The following is a 23,255-nucleotide window of genomic DNA, read 5'->3' on the forward strand; positions in this document are numbered from 1 at the left end:
TCCCAAGGTTAAAGTCAAGACTTTTACCTCTGCGTAATTATATGGGTAAAAAGTACACGACAAAAGTCAGGAAACGAAGACGTTGTTGAATATTGCACTGAATGACGAGCGACCAAACACGGGTAACAACCGTGGTCGCCAAGAAAAAATCTTGGGTGCGTTATTTTTCGTTGTGGTTGTGACTTTAATTAGTTCTGTTTTGTACGCGGCGATCAGTTGGATGTGGGATGACCAAAGGTTACCTCTCTCCAAAATAGTACTTCAGGGGAAACTGGAGTATGTCCAAGCTGACGATGTGCAGGCTGCATTTAGTCGAATTGATCACATCGGTACATTTATGTCCCAGGATATTGATGTATTACAGCAAAGTGTCGAAGCTCTGCCATGGGTAGCGCATGCTGCAATCCGAAAGCAGTGGCCGGATACAGTAAAAGTTTTTTTGACGGAGCATCAACCAGAAGCCATTTGGAATGGCAACGAACTGTTAGATAAAAACGGGTTCGTTTTTGATGGAGATGTTGCTCTGTTGCAAGAAGAAAAAGTGAAGCTGTACGGACCCAAAGATAGCGGACCGGAAGTCTTACAGACTTACCGTGATTTGAGTCCTAAGTTTCAGCAATTGGGTTTAGCGATATCGTCTCTGGTATTAAACGAGCGACGAGCTTGGCAAATCATCCTTGATAACGGTATTCGATTAGAGCTCGGTAAAGAGTCTCTTCTTGAGCGTATAGAGCGCTTTTTTAAGCTCTATAACAAGCTTGGCAGTGACACGCAAAGAATCAGTTATATCGATCTTAGGTACGATACAGGAGCCGCAGTTGGTTGGTTTCCTGAACAAGAGTTAGAAGAGAGTACAGATGACTAAGGCCGCTGATGACAACATTATTGTTGGTCTTGATATAGGCACTGCAACCGTATCGGCTCTAGTGGGTGAGGTTTTACCAGACGGTCAAATTAATATTATTGGCGCAGGTAGTAGCCCCTCACGCGGCATGGATAAAGGTGGCGTGAATGATTTGGAGTCGGTTGTAAAATCAGTACAACGTGCAATTGATCAAGCTGAATTAATGGCAGAGTGCCAGATCAGCCGAGTCTTCATTTCGTTGTCTGGTAAGCATATCGCAAGCCGAATTGAAAAAGGTATGGGCACGATTTCTGATGAAGAGGTGTCTCAAGAAGACATGGATCGCGCTATCCATACCGCAAAATCGATTAAAATCGGTGATGAACAGCGAATTCTTCATGTGATTCCGCAAGAGTTCACCATTGATTACCAAGAAGGAATCAAAAATCCGCTTGGTTTATCTGGGGTAAGAATGGAAGTGAGTGTCCACCTTATCTCATGCCATAATGACATGGCACGCAACATTATTAAGGCGGTAGAACGCTGCGGCCTTAAAGTAGAACAACTCGTATTTTCTGGGCTTGCTGCTAGTAATGCAGTAATCACCGAGGATGAAAGAGAGCTTGGAGTTTGTGTGGTTGATATTGGCGCCGGCACGATGGATGTGGCCATCTGGACTGGCGGTGCGTTACGTCACACAGAAGTATTTTCGTACGCAGGAAATGCTGTAACCAGTGATATTGCTTTTGCTTTTGGCACGCCAGTGAGCGATGCTGAAGAAATAAAAGTCAAATATGGCTGTGCTTTGAGTGAACTGGTCAGTAAGGATGACACGGTTAATGTACCAAGCGTAGGTGGACGACCATCACGTAGCCTGCAACGTCAAACGTTGTCAGAAGTGATTGAGCCACGCTACTCTGAGCTTATGGGACTGGTTAACCAAACTATCGACTCTGTACAAGCAAAATTGCGCGAAGAGGGTATCAAGCACCATCTGGCTGCGGGAGTTGTACTCACCGGCGGTGCTGCGCAAATGGACGGAGTGGTAGAATGTGCGGAACGCGTATTCCGCAATCAAGTAAGGGTCGGCAAACCGCTCGAAGTCAGCGGATTAACTGACTATGTAAAAGAGCCGTACCATTCTACGGCAGTTGGATTACTTCATTACGCAAGAGACATGCAGTCTAGCGACGATAGCGATTATAATGAACCTAAACGCTCATCTGTAACTGGCTTTTTCGATAAATTGCGTAACTGGATACAAAAAGAGTTTTAACCTGAGTTGCAGGATAAACGGAGACAACACATGTTTGAACCGATGATGGAAATGTCTGACGATGCAGTAATCAAGGTCGTTGGGGTTGGTGGCGGCGGTGGTAACGCCGTTGAACACATGGTGCGTGAATCCATCGAAGGTGTGGAATTCATCAGCGTCAACACTGATGCGCAAGCACTTCGTAAGACAAGCGTTGGCAATGTTATTCAGATCGGTGGTGATATCACTAAAGGTCTGGGTGCAGGTGCTAATCCACAGGTTGGCCGTGACGCAGCTCTCGAAGACAGAGATCGAATTAAAGATTCCCTGACTGGCGCCGATATGGTGTTTATCGCAGCTGGTATGGGTGGCGGTACCGGTACTGGTGCAGCGCCTGTTATTGCTGAAGTGGCTAAAGAGCTTGGCATTCTAACAGTAGCGGTAGTAACTAAACCGTTTAGTTTTGAAGGTAAAAAGCGTTTGGCATTTGCTGAGCAAGGTATCGATGAGCTGTCTAAGCATGTTGACTCTTTGATCACGATTCCAAACGAAAAGCTACTTAAAGTACTTGGTCGTGGTGTAACACTACTAGAAGCTTTTGCAAGCGCTAACGATGTTCTTAAGAATGCCGTTCAAGGTATTGCTGAGCTAATTACTCGCCCTGGCATGATCAACGTCGACTTTGCGGACGTAAGAACTGTAATGTCTGAAATGGGTCACGCAATGATGGGTAGCGGCATCGCCAAAGGTGAAGACCGTGCTGAAGAAGCGGCTGAAATGGCAATTTCTAGCCCACTTCTGGAAGACATCGATCTAGCGGGCGCTCGTGGTGTTCTTGTCAATATTACTGCTGGTCTGGATATGCGTCTTGACGAGTTTGAGACGGTTGGTAATACAGTGAAGGCATTCGCTTCTGACAATGCGACTGTTGTTATCGGTACTTCTCTAGACCCTGATATGACTGACGAAATCCGCGTAACAGTTGTAGCGACAGGTATTGGTAATGAGAAAAAGCCAGATATCACGCTAGTTGCGGGTGGTAAAGCTAAAGTGGCACCGACGCCGCAAGCTCAACCACAGCAACAAGCAGCGGCAACGCAAGCTGAAGAAAAACCGGCACAGACCTTGCAAAATAATCAAGTGCAAGAGAAGCCACAGGTAACTCCTCAGCCGACAAACACTGCTCCTTCTTCTCCAGCTTCGTCGAGCCAAAGTTCTGCGGCTCCAAAGCAAGAAAAGGAAAGTGGTTATTTAGATATACCGGCATTTTTGCGTCGTCAGGCTGATTAATCTTTAACCCATAAATTTGACATGGCTCAAAATTATGGTAGCATTCACGGTCGACGTTACAGACGGCCGTGTTTTGTAGCAAATTTTTGAGAGGCAAGCAGATGATCAGACAACGTACTCTGAAAGAAATAGTGAAAACAACTGGTGTGGGTCTCCACTCTGGTCGTAAAGTCACACTTACTCTGCGCCCGGCTGCTGCAAATACAGGTATCATTTACCGTCGTACAGATGTAAATCCACCTGTAGATTTTCCAGCTGATCCAGCTTCGGTTCGTGACACCATGCTTTGTACTGCATTGGTAAACGATGAAGGTGTGCGTATTTCAACTGTTGAGCACTTGAATGCGGCACTTGCTGGTATGGGCATCGATAACATTGTTGTCGAAGTAGACGCACCTGAAATTCCGATCATGGATGGTAGTGCAAGCCCATTTGTATACTTGCTACAACAAGCAGGTATCGAAACGCAAAATGCGCCAAAACGCTTCATCCGCATCAAAAAGCCAGTTCGTTTTGAAGATGGTGATAAATGGGCAGAATTTGTACCATTTAACGGCTTCCGTATGGACTTCGAAATTGAGTTTAATCACCCAGCGATTGAATCAGACGAGCAACGTTTGCTGTTTGATTTCTCGTCAAAAGGCTTTGTTCGTGAGATTTCTCGAGCACGTACGTTTGGCTTTATGCGTGATATCGAATATCTACAATCTCAAAACCTAGTTTTGGGTGGTAGTTTTGACAATGCTATCGTTTTGGATGATTACCGTATTCTTAATGAAGAAGGTCTACGCTTTGAAAATGAGTTTGTGACTCACAAAGTGTTGGATGCGATTGGTGACCTTTACATGTGTGGCCACCCAATCATTGGTGAATTCCGTGCCTTTAAATCTGGCCACGGTTTAAATAACCAACTGTTACGTGCTGTTCTTGCAGATCAGGAAGCGTGGGAGTGGACTACATTCGAAGAAGAAGTCGGCTCACCAGTAGCATTCGCAGAACCAAATATGGTGCTTGCGTAAATACTTGGCATTAGAATTAATAAAAAACCAGGCTTATGCCTGGTTTTTTGCTATTTGGCTTTAATCCTGGATTTATCAATAACATTCAAGCTTTCAGCATATTGAAATAACGTTCACTTACGATCTTCCTTTTCTGCCATATCGGCTAATCGTTTTAAACGCTCTTGAATTTTCGGTGGCGCCATGTCGGCAATCGTCATTAATGACTTTGCTGCAGATTCGGTTAGTGGTGGACGCTTAGGTCTGTCGTCTTGTTGAAAGCGGTTTCGATATAGTGAAGGATTGATCCTCACTTCAACGCTCATCAGCTTGGCAAAGCCTTGAGTACGAAGTTTATTTAGGATCATGAGGCGATCGTAATCGATCTTCATTTTGATCGCGGCACTAGAGACATCGATCAATAGATGGCCGTTACGAACATTCGCTACTCGGCAATGATCGGCCGTCCCCGTGGGTAAGACCTCTTGCAAAGCTTGGTTAAGCTGTAAGATTTCTCCAGCATGTTCTTGAATCTGCTTGAACTGTGACTCAGCAATAACATCTTCAGTCGAGGTTGGACGGTGATCACGCATAGGTAAAATCTAATTTTGTTGAGATATAGCTATTCTAGAGCAGCTTTCTATCAAGGTATAGTTTACATTAACGTCTTTAGCTTCAGTTTTACAATGTAGCAAGGTAAAAAGCAAAGTTTGCTCTGGATGGATTACACATATTGCGGTATGCAATATCGGCTAATCAGTCACCACTTTAAGTAAAAACTTCAGAGTGCTTCAAACAAATACGTCTATTTATGGTTGTATCGATTAAAAATCCTTACACTAAGCCACATTGTTTCAAAACTTAGCCTTGAAATATGGATGTTTGAACTCAATATCTTTGATAAATGATTTATCTCAGTATTCTTAGTTCCAAACTGGCAGAGACTGAAGGCATTATGAGTAGATCGGGAACGGTCTGAATAAAGAGAGATTCACGAAAAATGATAACTAAGCTACTGACAAAAGTGATTGGCAGTCGCAACGACCGAACACTGCGCCGCCTTAGAAAAATTGTAAAAGAAATTAATAACTTTGAGCCAACATTCGAAGCTCTAAGTGACGAAGAGTTAAAAGCAAAGACGGTTGAATTCCGTGAGCGCCTAGAGAAGGGTGAAACTCTTGATAAACTACTTCCAGAAGCTTTTGCTACGGTTCGTGAAGCATCTAAGCGTGTCTACGGTATGCGCCACTTCGACGTCCAGCTTATCGGTGGTATGGTTCTAAATGCGGGTCAAATCGCTGAAATGCGTACGGGTGAAGGTAAAACGCTGACGGCAACGCTTCCTGCTTACCTAAATGCCCTGGCTGGTAAAGGCGTTCACATTGTAACAGTGAACGATTATCTAGCTAAACGTGATGCAGAGACAAACCGCCCTCTATTTGAATTTTTAGGTATGACTGTTGGCGTAAACGTGCCAAACATGCCCCCTCAAGAGAAAAAAGAAGCGTACCAAGCTGACATCTTGTACGGAACGAACAATGAATTTGGTTTTGACTACCTTCGTGACAATATGGCTTTCCGTAGCGAAGATCGCGTACAACGTGAACGCTTCTTTGCAGTTGTCGATGAGGTGGACTCAATCCTAATTGATGAAGCTCGTACCCCTTTAATCATTTCTGGTCCTGCTGAAGATAGCTCTGAGCTATACACCCGAATCAACCTTTTGATCCCGCATCTTAAAAAGCAAGACAAAGAAGACTCTGAAGAATATCGTGGTGATGGTCACTACACTGTTGATGAGAAATCAAAGCAAGTATACCTCACAGAAACGGGCCAAGAGTACGTTGAAGAACTATTGGTGAAAAATGGTCTTATGGAAGAGGGTGACACACTTTACTCTCCGACTAACATCAGCATGTTACATCACGTGAATGCCGCTTTGCGTGCTCATGTGTTGTTTGAGCGCAACGTTGATTACATCGTTACAGACGAAGGTGAAGTAGTAATTGTTGATGAACATACTGGTCGTACAATGCCAGGTCGTCGTTGGTCTGAAGGTCTTCACCAAGCAGTAGAAGCGAAAGAAGGCGTTAAGATTCAAAACGAAAACCAAACTTTGGCTTCGATTACCTTCCAGAACTACTTCCGCTTATACGAAAAACTGTCTGGTATGACAGGTACTGCGGATACTGAAGCGTTTGAGTTCCAATCTATTTATGGCTTGGAAACGGTGGTTATCCCAACCAACAAACCAATGATTCGTAACGATATGCCGGATGTGGTGTACCGTACCGAAGCTGAGAAGTTTGCTGCAATCATTGAAGATATCAAAGAGCGCGTTGCGAAAGGTCAGCCAACATTGGTTGGTACAGTATCGATTGAAAAATCAGAACTTCTTTCTAACGCATTGAAGAAAGCGAAGATCAAACACAACGTATTGAATGCGAAATTCCATGAAAAGGAAGCGGAAATTGTTGCTGAAGCGGGTATGCCTGGTGCGGTAACTATCGCGACCAACATGGCCGGTCGTGGTACGGACATTGTGCTTGGCGGTAGTTGGCAATCAAAAGTGGAAGCTTTGGAGAACCCAACTCAAGAACAAATCGATGCGATTAAAGCAGAGTGGAAAGTGGTACATGATCAAGTACTAGATGCTGGTGGTCTACACATCATTGGTACTGAGCGCCACGAATCTCGCCGTATTGATAACCAGCTACGTGGTCGTTCTGGTCGTCAAGGAGATGCGGGTTCATCTCGCTTCTACCTATCTATGGAAGACTCTTTGTTACGTATTTTCACTTCTGATCGTATGGCGAGCCTTATCCAAAGTGGTATGGAAGAAGGTGAAGCAATTGAATCGAAAATGCTTTCTCGCTCAATTGAAAAAGCACAGCGTAAAGTGGAAGGTCGTAACTTTGATATCCGTAAGCAGCTACTAGAATACGATGATGTGGCGAACGATCAGCGTAAGGTTGTCTACGAGCTGCGCGACGAATTGATGAACGTTGAAGACATCAGCGGTATGATCGAGCAAAACCGTGAAGATGTGCTAACAGCGGTTATTGATGAGTACATCCCGCCACAATCACTAGAAGATATGTGGGACGTTGAAGGTCTGCAAGAGCGCTTGAAAGCAGACTTCGATCTTGATGCGCCAGTGAAGCAATGGCTTGAAGAAGACGATAAGCTTTACGAAGAGGCGCTACGCGAGAAGATCATCAATCTAGCCGTTGAAGTGTACAAAGAGAAAGAGGAAGTGGTGGGTGCGCAAGTACTTCGTAACTTCGAGAAATCGGTTATGCTTCAAACGTTGGATACGCTTTGGAAAGAGCACTTGGCAGCAATGGATCACTTGCGTCAGGGTATTCACTTACGCGGCTATGCGCAGAAGAACCCGAAACAGGAATACAAGCGTGAATCGTTTGAACTGTTTGAAGGTCTACTAGAAGCGCTGAAAACCGATGTGATTACTGTTCTATCTCGCGTTCGAGTTCAGCAACAAGAAGAAGTTGAACGTATGGAAGAGCAACGTCGTGCGCAAGCTGAAGAGGCCGCTCGTCGTGCTCAAGCGCAACACGCAGCAGCACAAAATCCTCTTTCTGAAGGTGAAGAATCTGAAGAAGGTTCAAGTCAGCCAATGGTACGTGATGAACGTAAAGTAGGTCGCAATGAGCCTTGCCCTTGTGGTAGTGGTAAGAAGTATAAACAGTGTCACGGCAAAATCGACTAACGTATTAGTCAGATAATTTTTTAAAGAGTCGCCTAGGCGGCTCTTTTTTTAAGCAAATTCTGTGGCTGTCGAATTTCATAAGTTTTGATAGCATCGGATAGTTTTAGAGATGCAAAGACCGTTGAAGTGTAACGGCTTGAGAGTTAGGAACCCCTATGAAAAGAATTCACATAGTCGCGGCTATTATTTTTAACCAAGACAAATCAAAAATTTTTATTACAAAGCGTCCAGACGACAAGCATAAAGGCGGGTTTTGGGAGTTTCCCGGCGGGAAAGTCGAGTCAGGAGAAAGTATTGAACATGCTCTAGCAAGAGAACTTGAAGAAGAAGTAGGAATTGAAGTTACTGAGCAAGCCCTTTTCGAGCATTTGGAATATGACTATCCAGACAAATCACTTAAGTTTGATTTTATTACGGTATCTAAGTTCAGTAATGAGCCTTACGGCCGAGAAGGTCAAGAAGGTCGCTGGGTTGAGATAAGAGAATTGGGTAACTATGCCTTTCCTGAAGCGAACGTGCCTATCTTGGAGCGTGTCGTAAAAGAGTTTGCTTAAGCCTGATGAACTTGCTTGTGGTAACCACGGTATGTTGTTAGTTTAAACAGATTAAGCGAAACGAGAGAACGAGAGCAAACCTCGTTATCCAGAGAAGGAGAGAAAGCGCAATGGTTCGTATTGCAATCGCAGGAGCAGCAGGCCGAATGGGCCGTAATTTGGTTAAAGCTTCACACCTTAATCCAGAGGCGACAGTGAGCGCGGGATCAGAACGACCTGAGTCCTCACTTGTCGGTGTCGATATCGGTGAACTTTGTGGTGAAGGCAAATTCGATGTGTTCTTAACGGATGATCTTGCTAAAGACGTCGATAATTTTGATGTAATCATCGATTTTACTGCCCCAGTAAGTACGTTGGCGAATCTTGAACTGTGTAAGAAGCATGGAAAGAGTATTGTGATTGGGACGACTGGTTTCAGTGATGCAGAGCGTGAGCTGATTGACGAAGCCGCTAAGCAAGTGCCTGTTGTCATGGCTCCTAACTACTCTGTTGGTGTGAACCTAGTATTTAAGCTTCTTGAGAAAGCAGCCAAAGTGATGGGCGACTACTGTGATGTTGAGATTGTCGAAGCACATCATCGTCATAAAGTTGATGCTCCTTCTGGTACTGCTATCGGGATGGGCGAAGCCATTGCTGGTGCGATGGGCAACAAGCTGAATGATGTAGCTGTCTATGCGAGAGAAGGTATCACAGGTGAACGTACTAAAGATGAGATCGGCTTTGCTACAATTCGCGCTGGCGATATTGTCGGTGAGCACACAGCCATGTTTGCTGATATCGGGGAACGAGTGGAGATAACGCACAAAGCGACCGATCGTATGACGTTTGCTAATGGCGCCGTCAAGGCCGCTGTTTGGTTGAGTGCCAAACCAGCGGGCTTTTATACCATGACAGATGTTTTGGGATTGAATGATCTCTAAATACATAATTATTCGCCGGCGGTAGCCGGCTTTTTTATATCTATAGAATTGTTTGTAAATGAAATGATTCTAACAGAAAGTATTTTGGTGCTTACTTTTGTTGTTGTTTTGGTTGTTTTGTGGGTGTTTTGGGTTTTGATGTCTAAAAACTAATGTCTTTTTTGTTGAGTGAACGTTTGCGTGAAAAACTCATACTTTTTTGTGATCTCTAAAAAGTTTAAATTTGTAAAATTCATTAAACCTCTATGCCTCTCTATGTAATAGCATGTAAAAGTTATCTTTTTGGGCCTTACTGATTCAAAATGACCTTACTCGCTAGAAATTAATCATTTATTTTTGATTGTAGGTTGACAGGTTTCGACTCCAACTTTAGAATACCGCCAATTTGTCTGAAATACCTATTTATGTAGATTTTATAGGTAAAGGAAGGCATGTTTGCAGTTTGATTTATTTTTTTTGCATTTTTATTCTGGAGGTTGTCTTGGGTAAATTAGCACTGTTGGTCCTAGAAGATGGGACAGTGTTCCGCGGAGTGTCCATAGGGGCAGATGGTCTTTCCGTTGGTGAAGTCGTTTTTAATACCTCGATGACGGGGTATCAAGAAATCCTCACTGATCCTTCCTATTCTCAGCAAATCGTCACTCTCACTTATCCTCACATTGGCAATACCGGAACCACTTCCGAAGATGAAGAATCCTCTTCCATTCATGCACAAGGCCTTGTGATTCGCGATCTTCCTCTAATCGCTTCTAACTTCCGTAACGAACAATCCCTCTCTGATTATCTTAAGTCTCAAAATATCGTTGGCATCGCTGATATCGATACTCGTAAGCTCACTCGTATCCTGCGTGAAAAAGGTGCTCAAAACGGCTGTATTGTTGCGGGCAATAACCTAGACGAAGCTTTGGCACTAGCGAAAGCAAAAGAATTCCCAGGCTTAAAAGGAATGGACCTTGCGAAAGAAGTTACAACAAAAGAAGCGTATCAATGGAAGCAAGGTTCGTGGACGCTTGAAGGTGGACTTCCAGAGGCGAAAGATGACAGCGAGCTGCCATACCACGTTGTCGCTTACGACTTCGGCGCAAAACGCAACATCTTACGAATGTTGGTTGACCGCGGCTGCCGCTTAACGGTTGTACCTGCAGAAACGTCAGCGGAAGAAGTTCTGGCACTAAATCCAGATGGCGTATTCTTATCGAACGGCCCTGGTGACCCAGAACCATGTACTTACGCGATTGAAGCAACCAAAGTGTTCCTAGAAAAAGGCCTGCCAATTTTTGGTATTTGTCTAGGTCACCAAATTCTGGCGCTAGCATCAGGTGCGCAAACGGTGAAAATGAAGTTTGGTCACCACGGTGCAAACCACCCAGTAAAAGATTTAGAGCGTAACGTTGTGATGATCACTTCGCAAAACCACGGCTTTGCGGCAGATGAAGCAACATTACCGGAAAACTTACGTGCTACTCACGTATCGCTATTTGATGGCTCTTTGCAAGGTATCCACCGCACAGACAAGCCAGCATTTAGCTTCCAAGGTCACCCAGAAGCGAGCCCTGGTCCACATGACGCGGCACCTCTATTTGACCACTTTATCGAACTAATCAAAAAACACAGCGCTTAATTCGGAGTAGTAGATAATGCCAAAACGTACTGACATTCAAAGTATTCTAATTCTTGGTGCTGGTCCGATTGTTATCGGTCAGGCATGTGAGTTTGACTACTCTGGCGCACAAGCGTGTAAAGCTCTTCGTGAAGAAGGCTACCGAGTTATCCTAGTTAACTCTAACCCTGCGACCATCATGACTGACCCTGAAATGGCAGATGCGACATACATCGAGCCAATCCAGTGGGAAGTTGTTCGCAAGATCATCGAGAAAGAACGCCCAGACGCGGTACTGCCAACCATGGGTGGTCAGACAGCACTTAACTGTGCGTTAGATTTAGAGAAGCACGGCGTTCTCGCAGAGTTTGGCGTAGAGATGATTGGTGCAACGGCTGATGCAATCGACAAAGCGGAAGACCGTTCTCGTTTTGATAAAGCGATGAAGTCTATCGGCCTTGAGTGTCCTCGCGCAGATACAGCGAAGAGCATGGAAGAAGCTTACAAAGTTTTAGATATGGTTGGCTTCCCTTGTATCATTCGTCCATCGTTCACCATGGGTGGCACTGGTGGTGGTATCGCGTACAACAAAGAAGAGTTCGAAGAAATCTGTCGTCGCGGTCTGGACTTATCTCCGACCAACGAACTTCTTATCGATGAGTCACTCATCGGTTGGAAAGAGTACGAAATGGAAGTCGTTCGTGACAAAGCGGACAACTGTATCATCGTATGTTCAATCGAGAACTTTGACCCAATGGGCATCCATACGGGTGACTCAATCACGGTTGCTCCAGCACAAACACTGACTGACAAAGAATACCAGCTTATGCGTAATGCATCGCTAGCCGTTCTACGTGAGATTGGTGTTGAAACAGGTGGTTCAAACGTACAGTTTGGTATCAACCCGAAAGATGGTCGTATGGTCATCATCGAGATGAACCCGCGTGTATCTCGCTCTTCTGCGCTAGCATCAAAAGCAACAGGCTTCCCAATCGCGAAAATTGCCGCGAAACTGGCTGTTGGCTTTACGCTAGACGAACTACAAAACGACATCACAGGTGGTGCAACACCTGCGTCATTTGAACCAACTATCGACTACGTCGTAACTAAGATCCCTCGCTTTAACTTCGAGAAATTTGCTGGTGCAAACGATCGTCTGACAACTCAGATGAAATCGGTTGGTGAGGTAATGGCGATTGGTCGTAACCAACAAGAATCTCTTCACAAAGCACTGCGTGGCCTAGAAGTTGGCGCAACTGGTTTTGATGAGATGGTCGATCTGGAAGCGCCAGATGCACTGACTAAGATTCGTCACGAACTTAAAGAAGCAGGTGCAGAGCGTATCTGGTACATCGCCGATGCATTCCGAGCGGGTATGTCAGTCGACGGTGTGTTCAACTTGACTCAAATCGACCGCTGGTTCCTGGTTCAAATCGAAGAAATTGTAAAACTCGAAGAACAAGTCAAGGCGGGCGGCTACGCAGGTTTGACCAAAGAAGTGCTTCGTCAGATGAAACGCAAAGGCTTCTCTGATGCTCGCTTGTCTAAATTGCTTGGTGTCGCTGAAAGTGAAATTCGCCGTGCTCGTGAGCAGTTTGATATTCATCCGGTTTACAAACGTGTGGATACATGTGCCGCAGAGTTTTCTTCTGACACGGCTTACATGTACTCATCTTACGATGAAGAATGTGAAGCAAACCCAACAGACAAAGATAAGATCATGGTTCTTGGTGGCGGTCCAAACCGTATCGGCCAAGGTATCGAATTCGATTACTGTTGTGTTCATGCATCACTTGCGCTGCGTGAAGACGGTTACGAAACCATTATGGTTAACTGTAACCCAGAAACGGTATCTACTGACTACGATACGTCTGATCGTCTGTACTTCGAGCCAGTAACTCTGGAAGATGTACTGTCTATCGCTCGCGTTGAAAAACCAAAAGGTGTGATTGTTCAGTACGGTGGTCAAACGCCACTTAAACTGGCTCGTGCTCTAGAAGCGGCTGGTGTGCCAATCATTGGTACTAGCCCAGATGCTATCGACCGTGCGGAAGATCGTGAACGCTTCCAAGCCGCTGTTGACCGTTTAGGTCTACTTCAGCCAGAAAACGCGACAGTAACAACGATGGAGCAAGCGGTTGAGAAATCGAAAGAAATTGGCTTCCCATTAGTTGTTCGTCCATCTTATGTACTCGGTGGTCGTGCGATGGAAATCGTATACGACGAGCAAGACCTGCGTCGCTACTTCAACGAAGCAGTAAGCGTATCGAACGAGTCTCCAGTTCTGCTAGACCGTTTCTTGGATGATGCAACCGAAGTTGATATTGATGCTATCTGTGACGGTGAACGCGTCGTTATCGGCGGTATCATGGAGCACATCGAACAAGCGGGTGTTCACTCTGGTGACTCTGCATGTTCACTGCCTGCATACACGCTAAGTCAGGAAATTCAAGACAAGATGCGTGAGCAAGTTGAGAAGTTAGCATTCGAACTCGGTGTGCGCGGTTTGATGAACACGCAGTTTGCTGTGAAAGATAACGACGTTTATCTAATTGAAGTGAACCCTCGTGCTGCTCGTACGGTACCATTCGTATCGAAAGCGACAGGCGCTCCTCTAGCGAAAATCGCTGCACGTGTAATGGCGGGTCAATCTCTAGAGTCACAAGGCTTTACTAAAGAGATTATCCCTCCTTACTACTCAGTGAAAGAAGTGGTTCTGCCGTTCAACAAATTCCCTGGTGTTGACCCTCTATTGGGCCCTGAAATGCGCTCAACAGGTGAAGTAATGGGTGTGGGTGCAACGTTCGCAGAAGCTTACGCGAAAGCAGAGCTAGGTTGTGGTGCGGTTTATCCTGAAGGTGGTCGTGCGCTACTGTCTGTACGTGAAGGTGATAAAGAGCGTGTTGTTGACCTAGCTTCTAAGTTAGTGAAACTGGGTTACCAGTTGGATGCGACACACGGTACAGCTGTAATTCTGGGCGAAGCGGGTATTAACCCACGATTGGTAAACAAAGTACACGAAGGTCGTCCACACATTCTTGACCGCATCAAGAACAACGAATACACCTACATCGTAAACACGGCTGCTGGTCGTCAAGCGATTGAAGATTCGAAAGTTCTACGCCGTGGTGCACTGGCAGAAAAAGTGAACTACACAACGACACTGAATGCAGCGTTCGCTACATGTATGTCTCATACTGCAGACGCAAAAGCGTCAGTAACTTCGGTTCAAGAGTTACACGCTAAAGTGAAAGCGAGTCTAGACGCGTAACAGATAAAAATCAGTAAGCTCATTAATCAGGGCTTACATGACAACCTCATTGCCCGCTCATTTGAGCGGGCTTTTTTATATCGAGGTTTTTCTAAAATGAAGAGCATTAAAGTGTGCTAGGAACGATTGGTATGCTTCGCTTTTGAAGATCATTAAGCTAATGATGGCAAGCAATGTACCCAAAGATGAAGAAATAGTACTACCATTTGCTACAACAAAATTAATGCTGTAGGACTGAGGTATTAAGCCGACCATAACTCTTTAAGCAGATAGGTAATTAGAAAAAGTTAAAATAAGCACTGTCGAGCTTAAAAACATACTAACTATGGAGTGCTTCGATAGGTTCTTTTTTCTAAGACTAAGTTATAAGTTGATTCTTCAGTATCAAGAGAGTATCCGTTACTTTTTGCAAAAACATCTGCTGCTAGTAGCGAGGGATAAAGAAGAAAAAAACTAGTTACCGATATAGTTAGGAATATATTACTAGAGCTTTTAAACTCACTTTTAGTTAGGAAATTATTTGATTTTAATGTTTTTACGGACATTCTAGAGCATTCAAATAAGATCAAACTAGAGCCTATAATCAAAATATCAGCCTGATCAAAAGATGAATAACTTTCATTATTATAGATGTTAAGATAAAAGTCTGACAATCCATCAAAACCATATATTAACAGTGATATTGCTGATGCTAATAAAATTATTAAATAAAAAAACACTTGCGTTCGGTCGTAACTCCCTTTTTTCATCGTAACAAACCTCGCTGTATTTCTTGCGAGAAAATCATACTTTGAGTTTTACGTTGAATCTCATTATATTCTTCTTTTGCTCTTCTCTTTGCTTCTATATCTCTTTGCTTTAAGTAAATATCTATAGAGGCTATTAACTTCTGTGTTAAACCTCGTTTATCATTTTCTCTATTCAATAAAAGACCTACAGCCGAGCTTATCAAAATAGCCCCTAATAATGGGCCAGCACTTAAAGTTACAACACTGCCACCCACTGCTGCGGCAAAGTTTACAAATATAGCTGCTGCAGCTGACGATAACCCGATAGTGATTATATCACTAGCTAAAGTACCAAATAGTTTGGCTAAGGTTTGACGGTCATTGAGGAAAAAGTCAATCACTCTGTATGTGGATATTAAGATAATTGTTATTATGCCCCCACTTCTAATGGATTGTAATGCCCCTTCTGGTCCAACAGCGAACTTTGCCACAGTTGGAGTGGGAAGAAATTTTCCTAATCCAGAAAGCTTTGAGTGCATAGCAGGGGAGCCTGTGAGTATGATATGTGGAGATCCAGAATAATTTTTAACGATAACAGAGCTATTATTTCCGTACAAATAGTTTGATAAGTTGGTTATAAAAACTAAGTCCTGTCCTGTAGCATAATAGTTTGCTGTATTTTCAAACATTCCCTTTATCTTTTCCCAACGTTCTAATTTCGCTTTATCTTTTACATTGTTCTTGACAACGATATCGAAGCTCTCGATAGATAAGATAATGGTTTCTTGATTTCGATGTTGATGATTTGATTTATAAAGTGGGTAGGTGCTTATACTACCACTATTTTTTGAGGATTGATGTCGTGATAAAGGGTAGTTGCTAGTCATGTATTTTCCTCAGATATCGGGCCTTGAGAGCTGACAATGTAAACTCTACATGCTGAACAGATCTTTCATATTCGTCTAGTTTTATATTTAAAGGTAAGCGTTTGATCTCATTATCAGGAATAGATTTGTGACAGTGATTCAATTCTTTCTGACAACTAAATTTTATATAAAAGTTTGGAGTCAAGTTTAAGCATTAATTCTATGAAAATTAGGAATAGATTGGTGTCTTGACTTTCCATTGGTAGTTTTGTGAATAAGTGCTACCGTTTCTTCCTCTTTGATACCTCTTCAAAAAGGAAGTGTAGTGGAAATCACGGTTGAGATTTTGTTGGCCTTATTTTTGGTTGCGACTGCCGCAGGCTTTATTGATGCGATGGCTGGTGGGGGAGGGCTCATTACGCTCCCTGCGCTTTTGGCTGCGGGGTTGAGTCCGACTCAAGCTCTAGCAACCAATAAGTTACAAAGTTCGTTTGGCAGTTTCTCTGCTAGCTGGTATTTCGTGCGTAACGGTATTGTCAGCCTAAAGGAAATGCGTTTCGCGATACTCTGTACTTTTATTGGTGCAGCGATCGGTGCCGAGGCTGTGCAGTTTATTGATGCTAGCGTACTCACCAGTTTGATCCCTGTTCTTTTGATAGCCATTTCCCTCTATTTTTTACTCGCGCCAAGTACGAGAAAAATCGATGGAGAACCAAAGTTATCTGAAGCGATGTTTGCGCTATGCATTGGTGGCGGGATTGGCTTCTATGATGGCTTTTTTGGCCCTGGGACTGGATCTATTTTTACTGTTTGTTTTGTTGCACTAGGTCACTTTTCTTTGGTCGAAGCCACAGCTAGAACCAAAATCCTCAATTTCACGTCAAACATTGCGGCACTACTCTTTTTTATCTTAGCTGGGTTGCCAGTGTGGAAGCTTGGCTTAACTATGGCTGTTGGCGGTTTTCTTGGTGCTCAGTTAGGGGCGAAGGTCGTGGTAAGTAAAGGGCAAAAATGGATTCGTCCTCTAGTTATAGTGATGTCGATGCTTATGGCAACGAAACTTCTTTGGCAACAACATCAGCAATGGATTCTGTCAGTGCTTTAACTCGTTCGCTACGATATGTGCTGTGACGTAAGCAGATATGTATTGGTCGAACTAACTGATCTAGCTCTTCAAAGTCATAGCAGAACTTAGATGTGATATTAAGTGTCGTTAGGATAGATTTAGGGATTAAAGCGGGAGCCATACCTCCCAAAGCCAGTTGTGCTGCCGCAGTATACGAATCCATTTCCATCAAAGGTTCGATTCCGTGTTTGGATAAAATAGCTTGTTGATATGTGTTGGCAGGGTTAGTTAGGTCATTGGTCAAAATAGCTTTAGGTAGTTGTGAAAGTGAATGTCGACTGACAATTGAGAAAGGTTCATCGGCGAGGTGAAGGCTCATTAATCCATGATGAGGTGGTAGATAGCCAGCGCAAAATCCCAATGTTGCTTTGCCTGATTTCACATTCTCAATAATGCGTGGCGTATGATTGGTCGATATTCGTATGTACTGATCATGGGCAAAGTGTTCTGCCATGATCATGCTGAGGTATCCCGCCACTAAGGTTTCAGAGCAGTCCATTTTGATTAAAGAAGTATCTTCTATTTGTTGTTGATCATAGATCTGACCTCTTAACTCATTGAACGTTGGTTCTATTGTGTTTATGAGGGCAAGGCCATCGGAGGTCAGCTTTATGTGCCGACCATTTGGCTCTATCAATTTTTTTCCTAACTTCTTCTCTAGATTTGAAATACGTTTACTCACGGCAGATTGACTAATATAGAGTTGACTGCCTGTGCGGCTCATGGTTTTTTCTTTACTGAGGACAAGTAACGTTTCAATACCTTCAAGCAACATAATGATTAATGAAAGTTAGGAATGGTTGAGATAATTTAGCGAATTGCCCAAGAATTGGCGAATCAAATGAGCATAAATGAGAGGAGCCGACACTTGGTCGACTCCATAATGAGTGATGTTGTTGGTGTTTAACGGTTAATGGCGAAAGTTGGCAGGGATAGATGCCAACGAATCGCACCGAGGCGTATAATGAGCGTTGAGATTACACCAGCGAGTAAAGCCGTTGAGTGGTCATAACCCATGTTTACCGCCATCGTATGGAAGATGCCGCCAATAATACATGCCGTAGCATAGACTTCACTTCTTAATACCATAGGAACTTCGCGAGCCAGCACGTCTCGTATAATGCCACCGCCACAGCCAGTAATAACCCCCATTATCACCGCGACCATCCCGGATGCATTGTAGGCGAGTGCCTTTTCTACTCCTATTCCCACAAATACAGCGAGACCGATGGCATCACAAACGGGTAATACCCACCATGAGAGTCGCTTGGGTCTTCGAATAACAAGCATGGTTAGTAGACACGTAACAAATATCACCCATAAGTAAGTCGTATCTGTTATCCAAAATACGGGAGTGGCACCAAGCGCCATGTCTCGGATTGTTCCGCCACCTATAGCAGTCACACTGCCGAGCACGATAACGCCGAATGGATCCATTTTTAAACGGCCCGCCAGTAATACGCCAGAGATAGCGAAAACAGCGGTACCGAACAAATCGATCATATAAAGCAGCATGGAGTCCATGTTACTTAGTACCTTTAAATAGTGTGAGAAAAAATGGGCGGAAATTGTACGGTATTTGCCACGAAATCGTTAGCGTTTTTGACGAACGCTTTTAAAGTGCTCACACACTTCCTTGATCGCGTTCAATGTGCGTGGTGTGGGACGGTTAATCCAATCAGAGTTTAGGGACCAGATGTGTTTGTTTTTAAGAGCAAGAAGCTCATTACTCCACTCAGCCCACATACTATCGTTACTCATTGCGTGACGAGAAGTAAAAATAACCTCTGGCTGGCGAGTAATGACTTGCTCGATGCTAACTTGAGGATAAGGCGCGCTAGATGCGGCGAAAATGTTCTCACCACCGCAAAAAGTAAAGACTTCACTTGGCCAGTTCTTTCCGGCGACAGTGATGATAGGCTTTTCACTCAACTGATAAAAGTAACTAACTTTCTCGTTCGTGTTGTACTGTTCTTTTAGTGTACTCAGCTGCGTTCTAAAATCTTCAGCGGCCTTTTTTCCTACTTGTGGAGTTTCGCTGTATTGGCTGAGTTGCTCAATATTGTTGGCGATATCTTCTAATGAACCTGTAGTGGAGTAATAGATAGGAATACCGAACTGTTTAATTTTCTCCAACTCTTTAGCGGGGTTTCCGGCTGGCCAAGCAATCACTAAGTCCGGCTGAAGAGCAATAATACGCTCTAATTTAATTCCTTGATAATTTGAGACTCTTTCTAGCTGCTTTGCCTGTTCTGGATAATCGCTCATTTCGCTGACAGCAACAAGCTGCTCTCCTAGCCCTGCTGCAAAGGCAATTTCGGTGGCATGTGGAGCTAAACTTATAATGCGTTGAGCGGGTTGAGCGAAGGTCGCTGTCGAAACAAACAGCGTTAATGCGAAGCATAATTTATTCATCATAATCCTTGATAAATTATTCCTAAAAGCAAACTTTGGATTGCGATCCAAGCCAGGACGCGCCAAACGAGCAGCGTATGTATTTGTGAAAGGTGAATAGCCGATGGCGCAATGCGCCCACCGATTTTTGCGCGCTCTGCACGCACACCTTGATAGATAGCAGGGCCGCATAAAGACAGTTGTAGTTTGTGTCCGATAGTACATAACACCCAGCTAGGTCCTGGTAAGGGCCAAGACTTCGCTTGCTGTTGTATTCCAGAGAGCACATTACTTGTATTCTTTCCGGCAGCTAAAAGTATGGCAAAGAGACGAAGTGGAATAATATCCAGAGTAGCAACCAGTTGAATCACAGGTTTACCAAAGGGCAAATATTGGCGTCGGCTAGGGGACCACACTCGCGCTAATTCTGTTGTGAGTCGATACATTAACGCACCAATACCACCTGTTAGTGCGTACCAAAATAGCACGCCGATCACGTTGCGGCTGTATCCCATAATCAGGGTTTCTGAGCCAGCTTTACCTATGCCAACGATCGAGAGGCTACCAGTATCGCGATTAAGATATGGTCTTAGTAATGCTCGACACTGAGCTTTGTCTTCCGAAGACATACTAGTTACGAGCTGTTTCGTTAACGTTTCGCTGTTACGCCAGTCTAGCGCAATGATCAATAGAACCAGTTCATATAAAGGGATTTGCCAAACAAATGGCTTTATTGCAATCAGTAATATCAAGCAAGGAAACAGCATCAAGCCTAATGCAAGACTGCCTGAGATTACACTCTGTGAGTAATTGTGATTATTGTTCACTTTGTTGGCTAGCTGTTCTGCTAGCTTTCGCCATAAAGTGATGGGGTGCGCTGAATGGGGTAGTGGCACTAAAAGGTGCAAGATCAGTGCACCCCACATAATGAGGAGCGCACCGTTGGCATAAAATGACTGAAAAACTTCTTCCATGAATGAGTCGTTTACTTAATGAGTTCCAGCATTTTGAATACCATTTCGGAAGAGCTTTTTGCTGCTAGAGGCAGGAACTCATCAAAGCTCATTGGTGATTCTTTATCAGCGACATCAGAGATTGCACGCACAACAACAAACGGTGTGTTGAATTGGTGACAAGTTTGAGCGATAGCAGATGCTTCCATTTCTACAGCGATAACTGACGGGAAGTGTTTACGAATAAACTCTTGACGCTCAGCAGTACAAACAAACGCATCGCCAGTACAAATTAGGCCGCGAACCGCATGAGTGTTTTCCATTTGTGCTAGGGCTTTTTCTGCTAAGTCCATTAGCTTGTCATCCGCTTTGAATGCAGCTGGTTGACCGGCCATTTGGCCAATTTCATAACCAAAAGCGGTTACGTCTGCATCGTGATGACGAACTTCTGTAGAGATAACTACATCGCCAAGGTTTAAGCTTGAATCGAAACCGCCAGCAGACCCTGTGTTAATCACAACGTCTGGTTGGTATTCATCAAGAAGGATTGTCGTGCCCACTGCCGCTGCAACTTTACCGATGCCCGATTGTAGTACGACGACTTCAACATCGTTAATTTGACCAGAGAAAAACGTACAACCTGCTTTATTTACAGTTTTGCAGTTTGTAATTGCTTGCTTCAGGATGGTCACTTCTTGTTCCATCGCACCGATGATACCAACTTTCATAACACTCTCTTTAGGTAAATATTTTAGTTGGCCGAGAGTATAGCACTCCCCGTTGGCAGTTTTCTATTTGATGAGCTTAGCTTGAGTGAGCTTTTCTCGTAATTGATCGGCGCGCTTTCTGTTTACGCCAAAGTCAGAGTAGCCCACACGAGATTCCGAGCGCACAATCAGTTGGTCTCCTGCTATTTTTAGTTCGAGGTCATCCACGAAGCGCATGATTTTAGATGTGCACTCGATACGAAGGTAGTTGCTTTCTTTCACCGCGGTTTTCGCGCCTGGCAGTTCAAGCGCAACTTGCTCAATAGCGTCGATGTTCACTGAATCAACTAAGATGAATGGCGTTAGGTTGTATTTTTCTCGCGAGTCTTGGGTGGAGACGCAGTTTGGTTTGTCACCACAAGGTGATTGAGAACGATCCGTCATGGTTGTGACTCCTTGGCTACAAGCGGTTAAGCCGAGCAAAGTAATGGAAAGGAGAGCGGCTTTTTTCATTGTATTTACTCTTATAATTTGCTTCTAATTATATGGATACAAAAGAAAAAGGATCCAATAATAGGACCCTTTTTGTGAGGTTAACTGAGATTAAACTTCGAGGTAATCGAGAATGCCTTCTGCCGCTTTTCGTCCTTCATCAATTGCGGTTACGACAAGATCAGAACCTCGTACCGCATCACCACCGGCGAAGATCTTTTCATTGCTGGTCTGGAACTGGAACTCTTGCTTCGCTGGGGCTTTGATACGACCCCATTGATCCAAATCGACATCAAACGGTGCTAACCAGTCCATTTTGTGCGGCTGGAAACCAAACGCCATGATAACAACGTCTGCTGGTAGAACGTGCTCGCTGCCTTCAACGGGCTCTGGACGTCGGCGACCTGCTTCATCAGGTTCACCAAGTGCGGTTTTCACCACTTTGACCCCCGAGACTTTGCCTGACGCATCCACTTCCACTCCCAAAGGCTGAAGGTTGAACATGAACTTCACGCCTTCTTCCTTTGCGTTTTTTACCTCGCGACGAGAGCCTGGCATGTTGGCCTCATCACGACGATAAGCACAAACTACGTTGGAGGCACCTTGGCGAATTGAGGTACGAACGCAGTCCATTGCTGTATCACCACCACCCAGTACGACGACTTTCTTTCCTGCCATATCGATAAAGGGTTGGTTACTCTCAAGATCCATGACTTTGTAGGTGTTCGAAACTAAAAATGGCAGCGCGTCATACACACCCGGCGCATCTTCATTATCTAGACCTGCACGCATGTATTTATAGGTGCCAACGCCCAAGAAAACAGCATCGTATTCATCAAGCAGCTCTTGCATTTGGACATCTTTGCCTACTTCCATGTTCATGCGGAACTCGACGCCCATTTCAGTGAACACACGGCGGCGGTTTTCCATCACGCCTTTTTCAAGCTTGAAGGAAGGAATACCGAAGGTCAGAAGGCCTCCAATTTCAGGGTAGCGGTCAAACACGACTGGCTTAACGCCATTGCGCACTAGGATATCCGCGGCAGCCAAGCCAGCTGGGCCAGCTCCAATGATTGCAACCTTTTTATCGGTCCACTCCACCTTGGACATATCTGGCTTCCAGCCCATTTCAAACGCTTTGTCGGTAATGTACTTTTCTATGTTACCGATGGTGACGGCACCAAAGTCATCATTAAGCGTGCATGAACCTTCACATAGGCGGTCTTGAGGACAAACGCGCCCACATACTTCCGGTAGGCTATTGGTTTGATGCGATAGTTCAACCGCTTCAAGAATACGACCTTCATTGGCAAGTTTTAACCATTGAGGGATGTAGTTGTGGACTGGGCATTTCCATTCACAATATGGGTTGCCACAATCTAAGCAGCGATCCGCTTGTGCAGTCGCCTGTTGTTTAGTGAACGGTTCATAGATTTCAACGAACTCGATCTTACGAACTTTGATAGGCTTTTTCGCAGGATCTACACGCTGCACATCGATAAATTGATAAACGTTCTGGCTCATGAT

Annotated in this window: 20 protein-coding genes; 10 read left to right on the forward strand and 10 right to left on the reverse strand. The window is 44.3% G+C overall.

All coding sequences use genetic code 11. The features are described 5' to 3' along the window. The first annotated feature begins 82 nt into the window (after positions 1-82). From R8N28_RS09025 to lpxC, 4 genes are all read left to right on the forward strand, one after another. Positions 83-865 (forward strand): cell division protein FtsQ/DivIB, encoded by a 783-nt coding sequence (locus tag R8N28_RS09025; RefSeq protein WP_005387393.1) that lies wholly within the window; start codon positions 83-85, stop codon positions 863-865. Then, a complete protein-coding gene (gene ftsA / locus R8N28_RS09030) occupies positions 858-2,120 on the forward strand; it encodes a cell division protein FtsA (RefSeq protein WP_005372946.1) in 1,263 nt (420 codons plus the stop codon). The genes R8N28_RS09025 and ftsA overlap by 8 nt, the downstream gene beginning before the upstream one ends. A 30-nt stretch (positions 2,121-2,150) precedes the next feature. After that, the gene (ftsZ, locus tag R8N28_RS09035) at positions 2,151-3,389 is read left to right on the forward strand and encodes a cell division protein FtsZ (protein WP_017633617.1); all 1,239 of its coding nucleotides are present in this window, start codon (positions 2,151-2,153) and stop codon (positions 3,387-3,389) included. Positions 3,390-3,490: 101 nt separating this feature from the next. Beyond that, entirely contained in the window at positions 3,491-4,408 is a 918-nt protein-coding gene (lpxC, locus tag R8N28_RS09040; protein WP_005381871.1) for a UDP-3-O-acyl-N-acetylglucosamine deacetylase, read from the forward strand. Positions 4,409-4,521: 113 nt separating this feature from the next. Here the strand turns inward: lpxC and R8N28_RS09045 are convergent, their stop codons facing one another. Beyond that, entirely contained in the window at positions 4,522-4,980 is a 459-nt protein-coding gene (locus R8N28_RS09045; protein ID WP_033906094.1) for a DUF721 domain-containing protein, read from the reverse strand. A 407-nt stretch (positions 4,981-5,387) separates the two neighbouring features. Between R8N28_RS09045 and secA the strand changes: the two genes are divergently transcribed. From secA to carB, 5 genes are all read left to right on the forward strand, one after another. Continuing rightward, entirely contained in the window at positions 5,388-8,117 is a 2,730-nt protein-coding gene (secA, locus tag R8N28_RS09050; RefSeq protein ID WP_005381868.1) for a preprotein translocase subunit SecA, read from the forward strand. Positions 8,118-8,272: 155 nt separating this feature from the next. Beyond that, the gene (gene mutT / locus R8N28_RS09055; protein WP_005387387.1) at positions 8,273-8,671 is read left to right on the forward strand and encodes an 8-oxo-dGTP diphosphatase MutT; all 399 of its coding nucleotides are present in this window, start codon (positions 8,273-8,275) and stop codon (positions 8,669-8,671) included. 110 nt (positions 8,672-8,781) lie between these two features. Continuing rightward, positions 8,782-9,591 carry a 4-hydroxy-tetrahydrodipicolinate reductase gene (gene dapB, locus R8N28_RS09060; RefSeq protein WP_065274178.1) on the forward strand — a complete coding sequence of 270 codons (810 nt, stop codon included), beginning with the start codon at positions 8,782-8,784 and terminating at the stop codon, positions 9,589-9,591. A gap of 481 nt (positions 9,592-10,072) precedes the next feature. After that, on the forward strand, positions 10,073-11,212 hold the full coding sequence (gene carA / locus R8N28_RS09065) for a glutamine-hydrolyzing carbamoyl-phosphate synthase small subunit (protein ID WP_017821483.1): 1,140 nt from the start codon (positions 10,073-10,075) through the stop codon (positions 11,210-11,212). A 16-nt stretch (positions 11,213-11,228) separates the two neighbouring features. Further along, positions 11,229-14,462 (forward strand): carbamoyl-phosphate synthase large subunit, encoded by a 3,234-nt coding sequence (gene carB, locus R8N28_RS09070; protein WP_005381854.1) that lies wholly within the window; start codon positions 11,229-11,231, stop codon positions 14,460-14,462. Positions 14,463-14,785: 323 nt separating this feature from the next. Here carB and R8N28_RS09075 read toward each other — a convergent pair whose 3' ends face one another. Both R8N28_RS09075 and R8N28_RS09080 read right to left on the reverse strand, forming a co-directional pair. Continuing rightward, the gene (locus tag R8N28_RS09075) at positions 14,786-15,211 is read right to left on the reverse strand and encodes a hypothetical protein (RefSeq protein ID WP_318183348.1); all 426 of its coding nucleotides are present in this window, start codon (positions 15,209-15,211) and stop codon (positions 14,786-14,788) included. Continuing rightward, positions 15,208-16,077: a hypothetical protein gene (locus R8N28_RS09080; protein ID WP_065274179.1), complete on the reverse strand. Its 870-nt coding sequence runs from the start codon at positions 16,075-16,077 to the stop codon at positions 15,208-15,210. Before R8N28_RS09080 ends, R8N28_RS09075 begins: the two co-directional genes overlap by 4 nt. A gap of 304 nt (positions 16,078-16,381) precedes the next feature. Here R8N28_RS09080 and R8N28_RS09085 point away from each other — a divergent pair, with 304 nt between their 5' ends. Beyond that, complete coding sequence (locus tag R8N28_RS09085; protein WP_017821480.1) at positions 16,382-17,161, forward strand: TSUP family transporter; 780 nt, start codon at positions 16,382-16,384, stop codon at positions 17,159-17,161. On the opposite strand, the gene R8N28_RS09090 is transcribed toward R8N28_RS09085, so the two are convergent. From R8N28_RS09090 to R8N28_RS09120, 7 genes are all read right to left on the reverse strand, one after another. Further along, on the reverse strand, positions 17,103-17,957 hold the full coding sequence (locus tag R8N28_RS09090; RefSeq protein WP_213869785.1) for a LysR family transcriptional regulator: 855 nt from the start codon (positions 17,955-17,957) through the stop codon (positions 17,103-17,105). The genes R8N28_RS09085 and R8N28_RS09090 overlap by 59 nt on opposite strands. Positions 17,958-18,085: 128 nt before the next feature. After that, positions 18,086-18,706, reverse strand: coding sequence for a TRIC cation channel family protein (locus R8N28_RS09095; RefSeq protein ID WP_005387377.1), 621 nt, complete (start codon positions 18,704-18,706; stop codon positions 18,086-18,088). Positions 18,707-18,775: 69 nt separating this feature from the next. After that, on the reverse strand, positions 18,776-19,597 hold the full coding sequence (gene btuF / locus R8N28_RS09100; protein WP_065274181.1) for a vitamin B12 ABC transporter substrate-binding protein BtuF: 822 nt from the start codon (positions 19,595-19,597) through the stop codon (positions 18,776-18,778). Next, a complete protein-coding gene (locus tag R8N28_RS09105; RefSeq protein WP_065274182.1) occupies positions 19,597-20,550 on the reverse strand; it encodes a cobalamin biosynthesis family protein in 954 nt (317 codons plus the stop codon). The genes btuF and R8N28_RS09105 overlap by 1 nt, the downstream gene beginning before the upstream one ends. A gap of 11 nt (positions 20,551-20,561) precedes the next feature. After that, on the reverse strand, positions 20,562-21,257 hold the full coding sequence (gene mtnN, locus R8N28_RS09110; protein ID WP_005381837.1) for a 5'-methylthioadenosine/S-adenosylhomocysteine nucleosidase: 696 nt from the start codon (positions 21,255-21,257) through the stop codon (positions 20,562-20,564). Between the two features lie 63 nt (positions 21,258-21,320). Further along, positions 21,321-21,749 carry a DUF1499 domain-containing protein gene (locus tag R8N28_RS09115; protein WP_065274183.1) on the reverse strand — a complete coding sequence of 143 codons (429 nt, stop codon included), beginning with the start codon at positions 21,747-21,749 and terminating at the stop codon, positions 21,321-21,323. Between the two features lie 90 nt (positions 21,750-21,839). Beyond that, positions 21,840-23,252 (reverse strand): FAD-dependent oxidoreductase, encoded by a 1,413-nt coding sequence (locus R8N28_RS09120; RefSeq protein ID WP_005381833.1) that lies wholly within the window; start codon positions 23,250-23,252, stop codon positions 21,840-21,842. Positions 23,253-23,255: the final 3 nt, after the last annotated feature.

Source organism: Vibrio sp. Vb1554 (assembly GCF_033344235.1).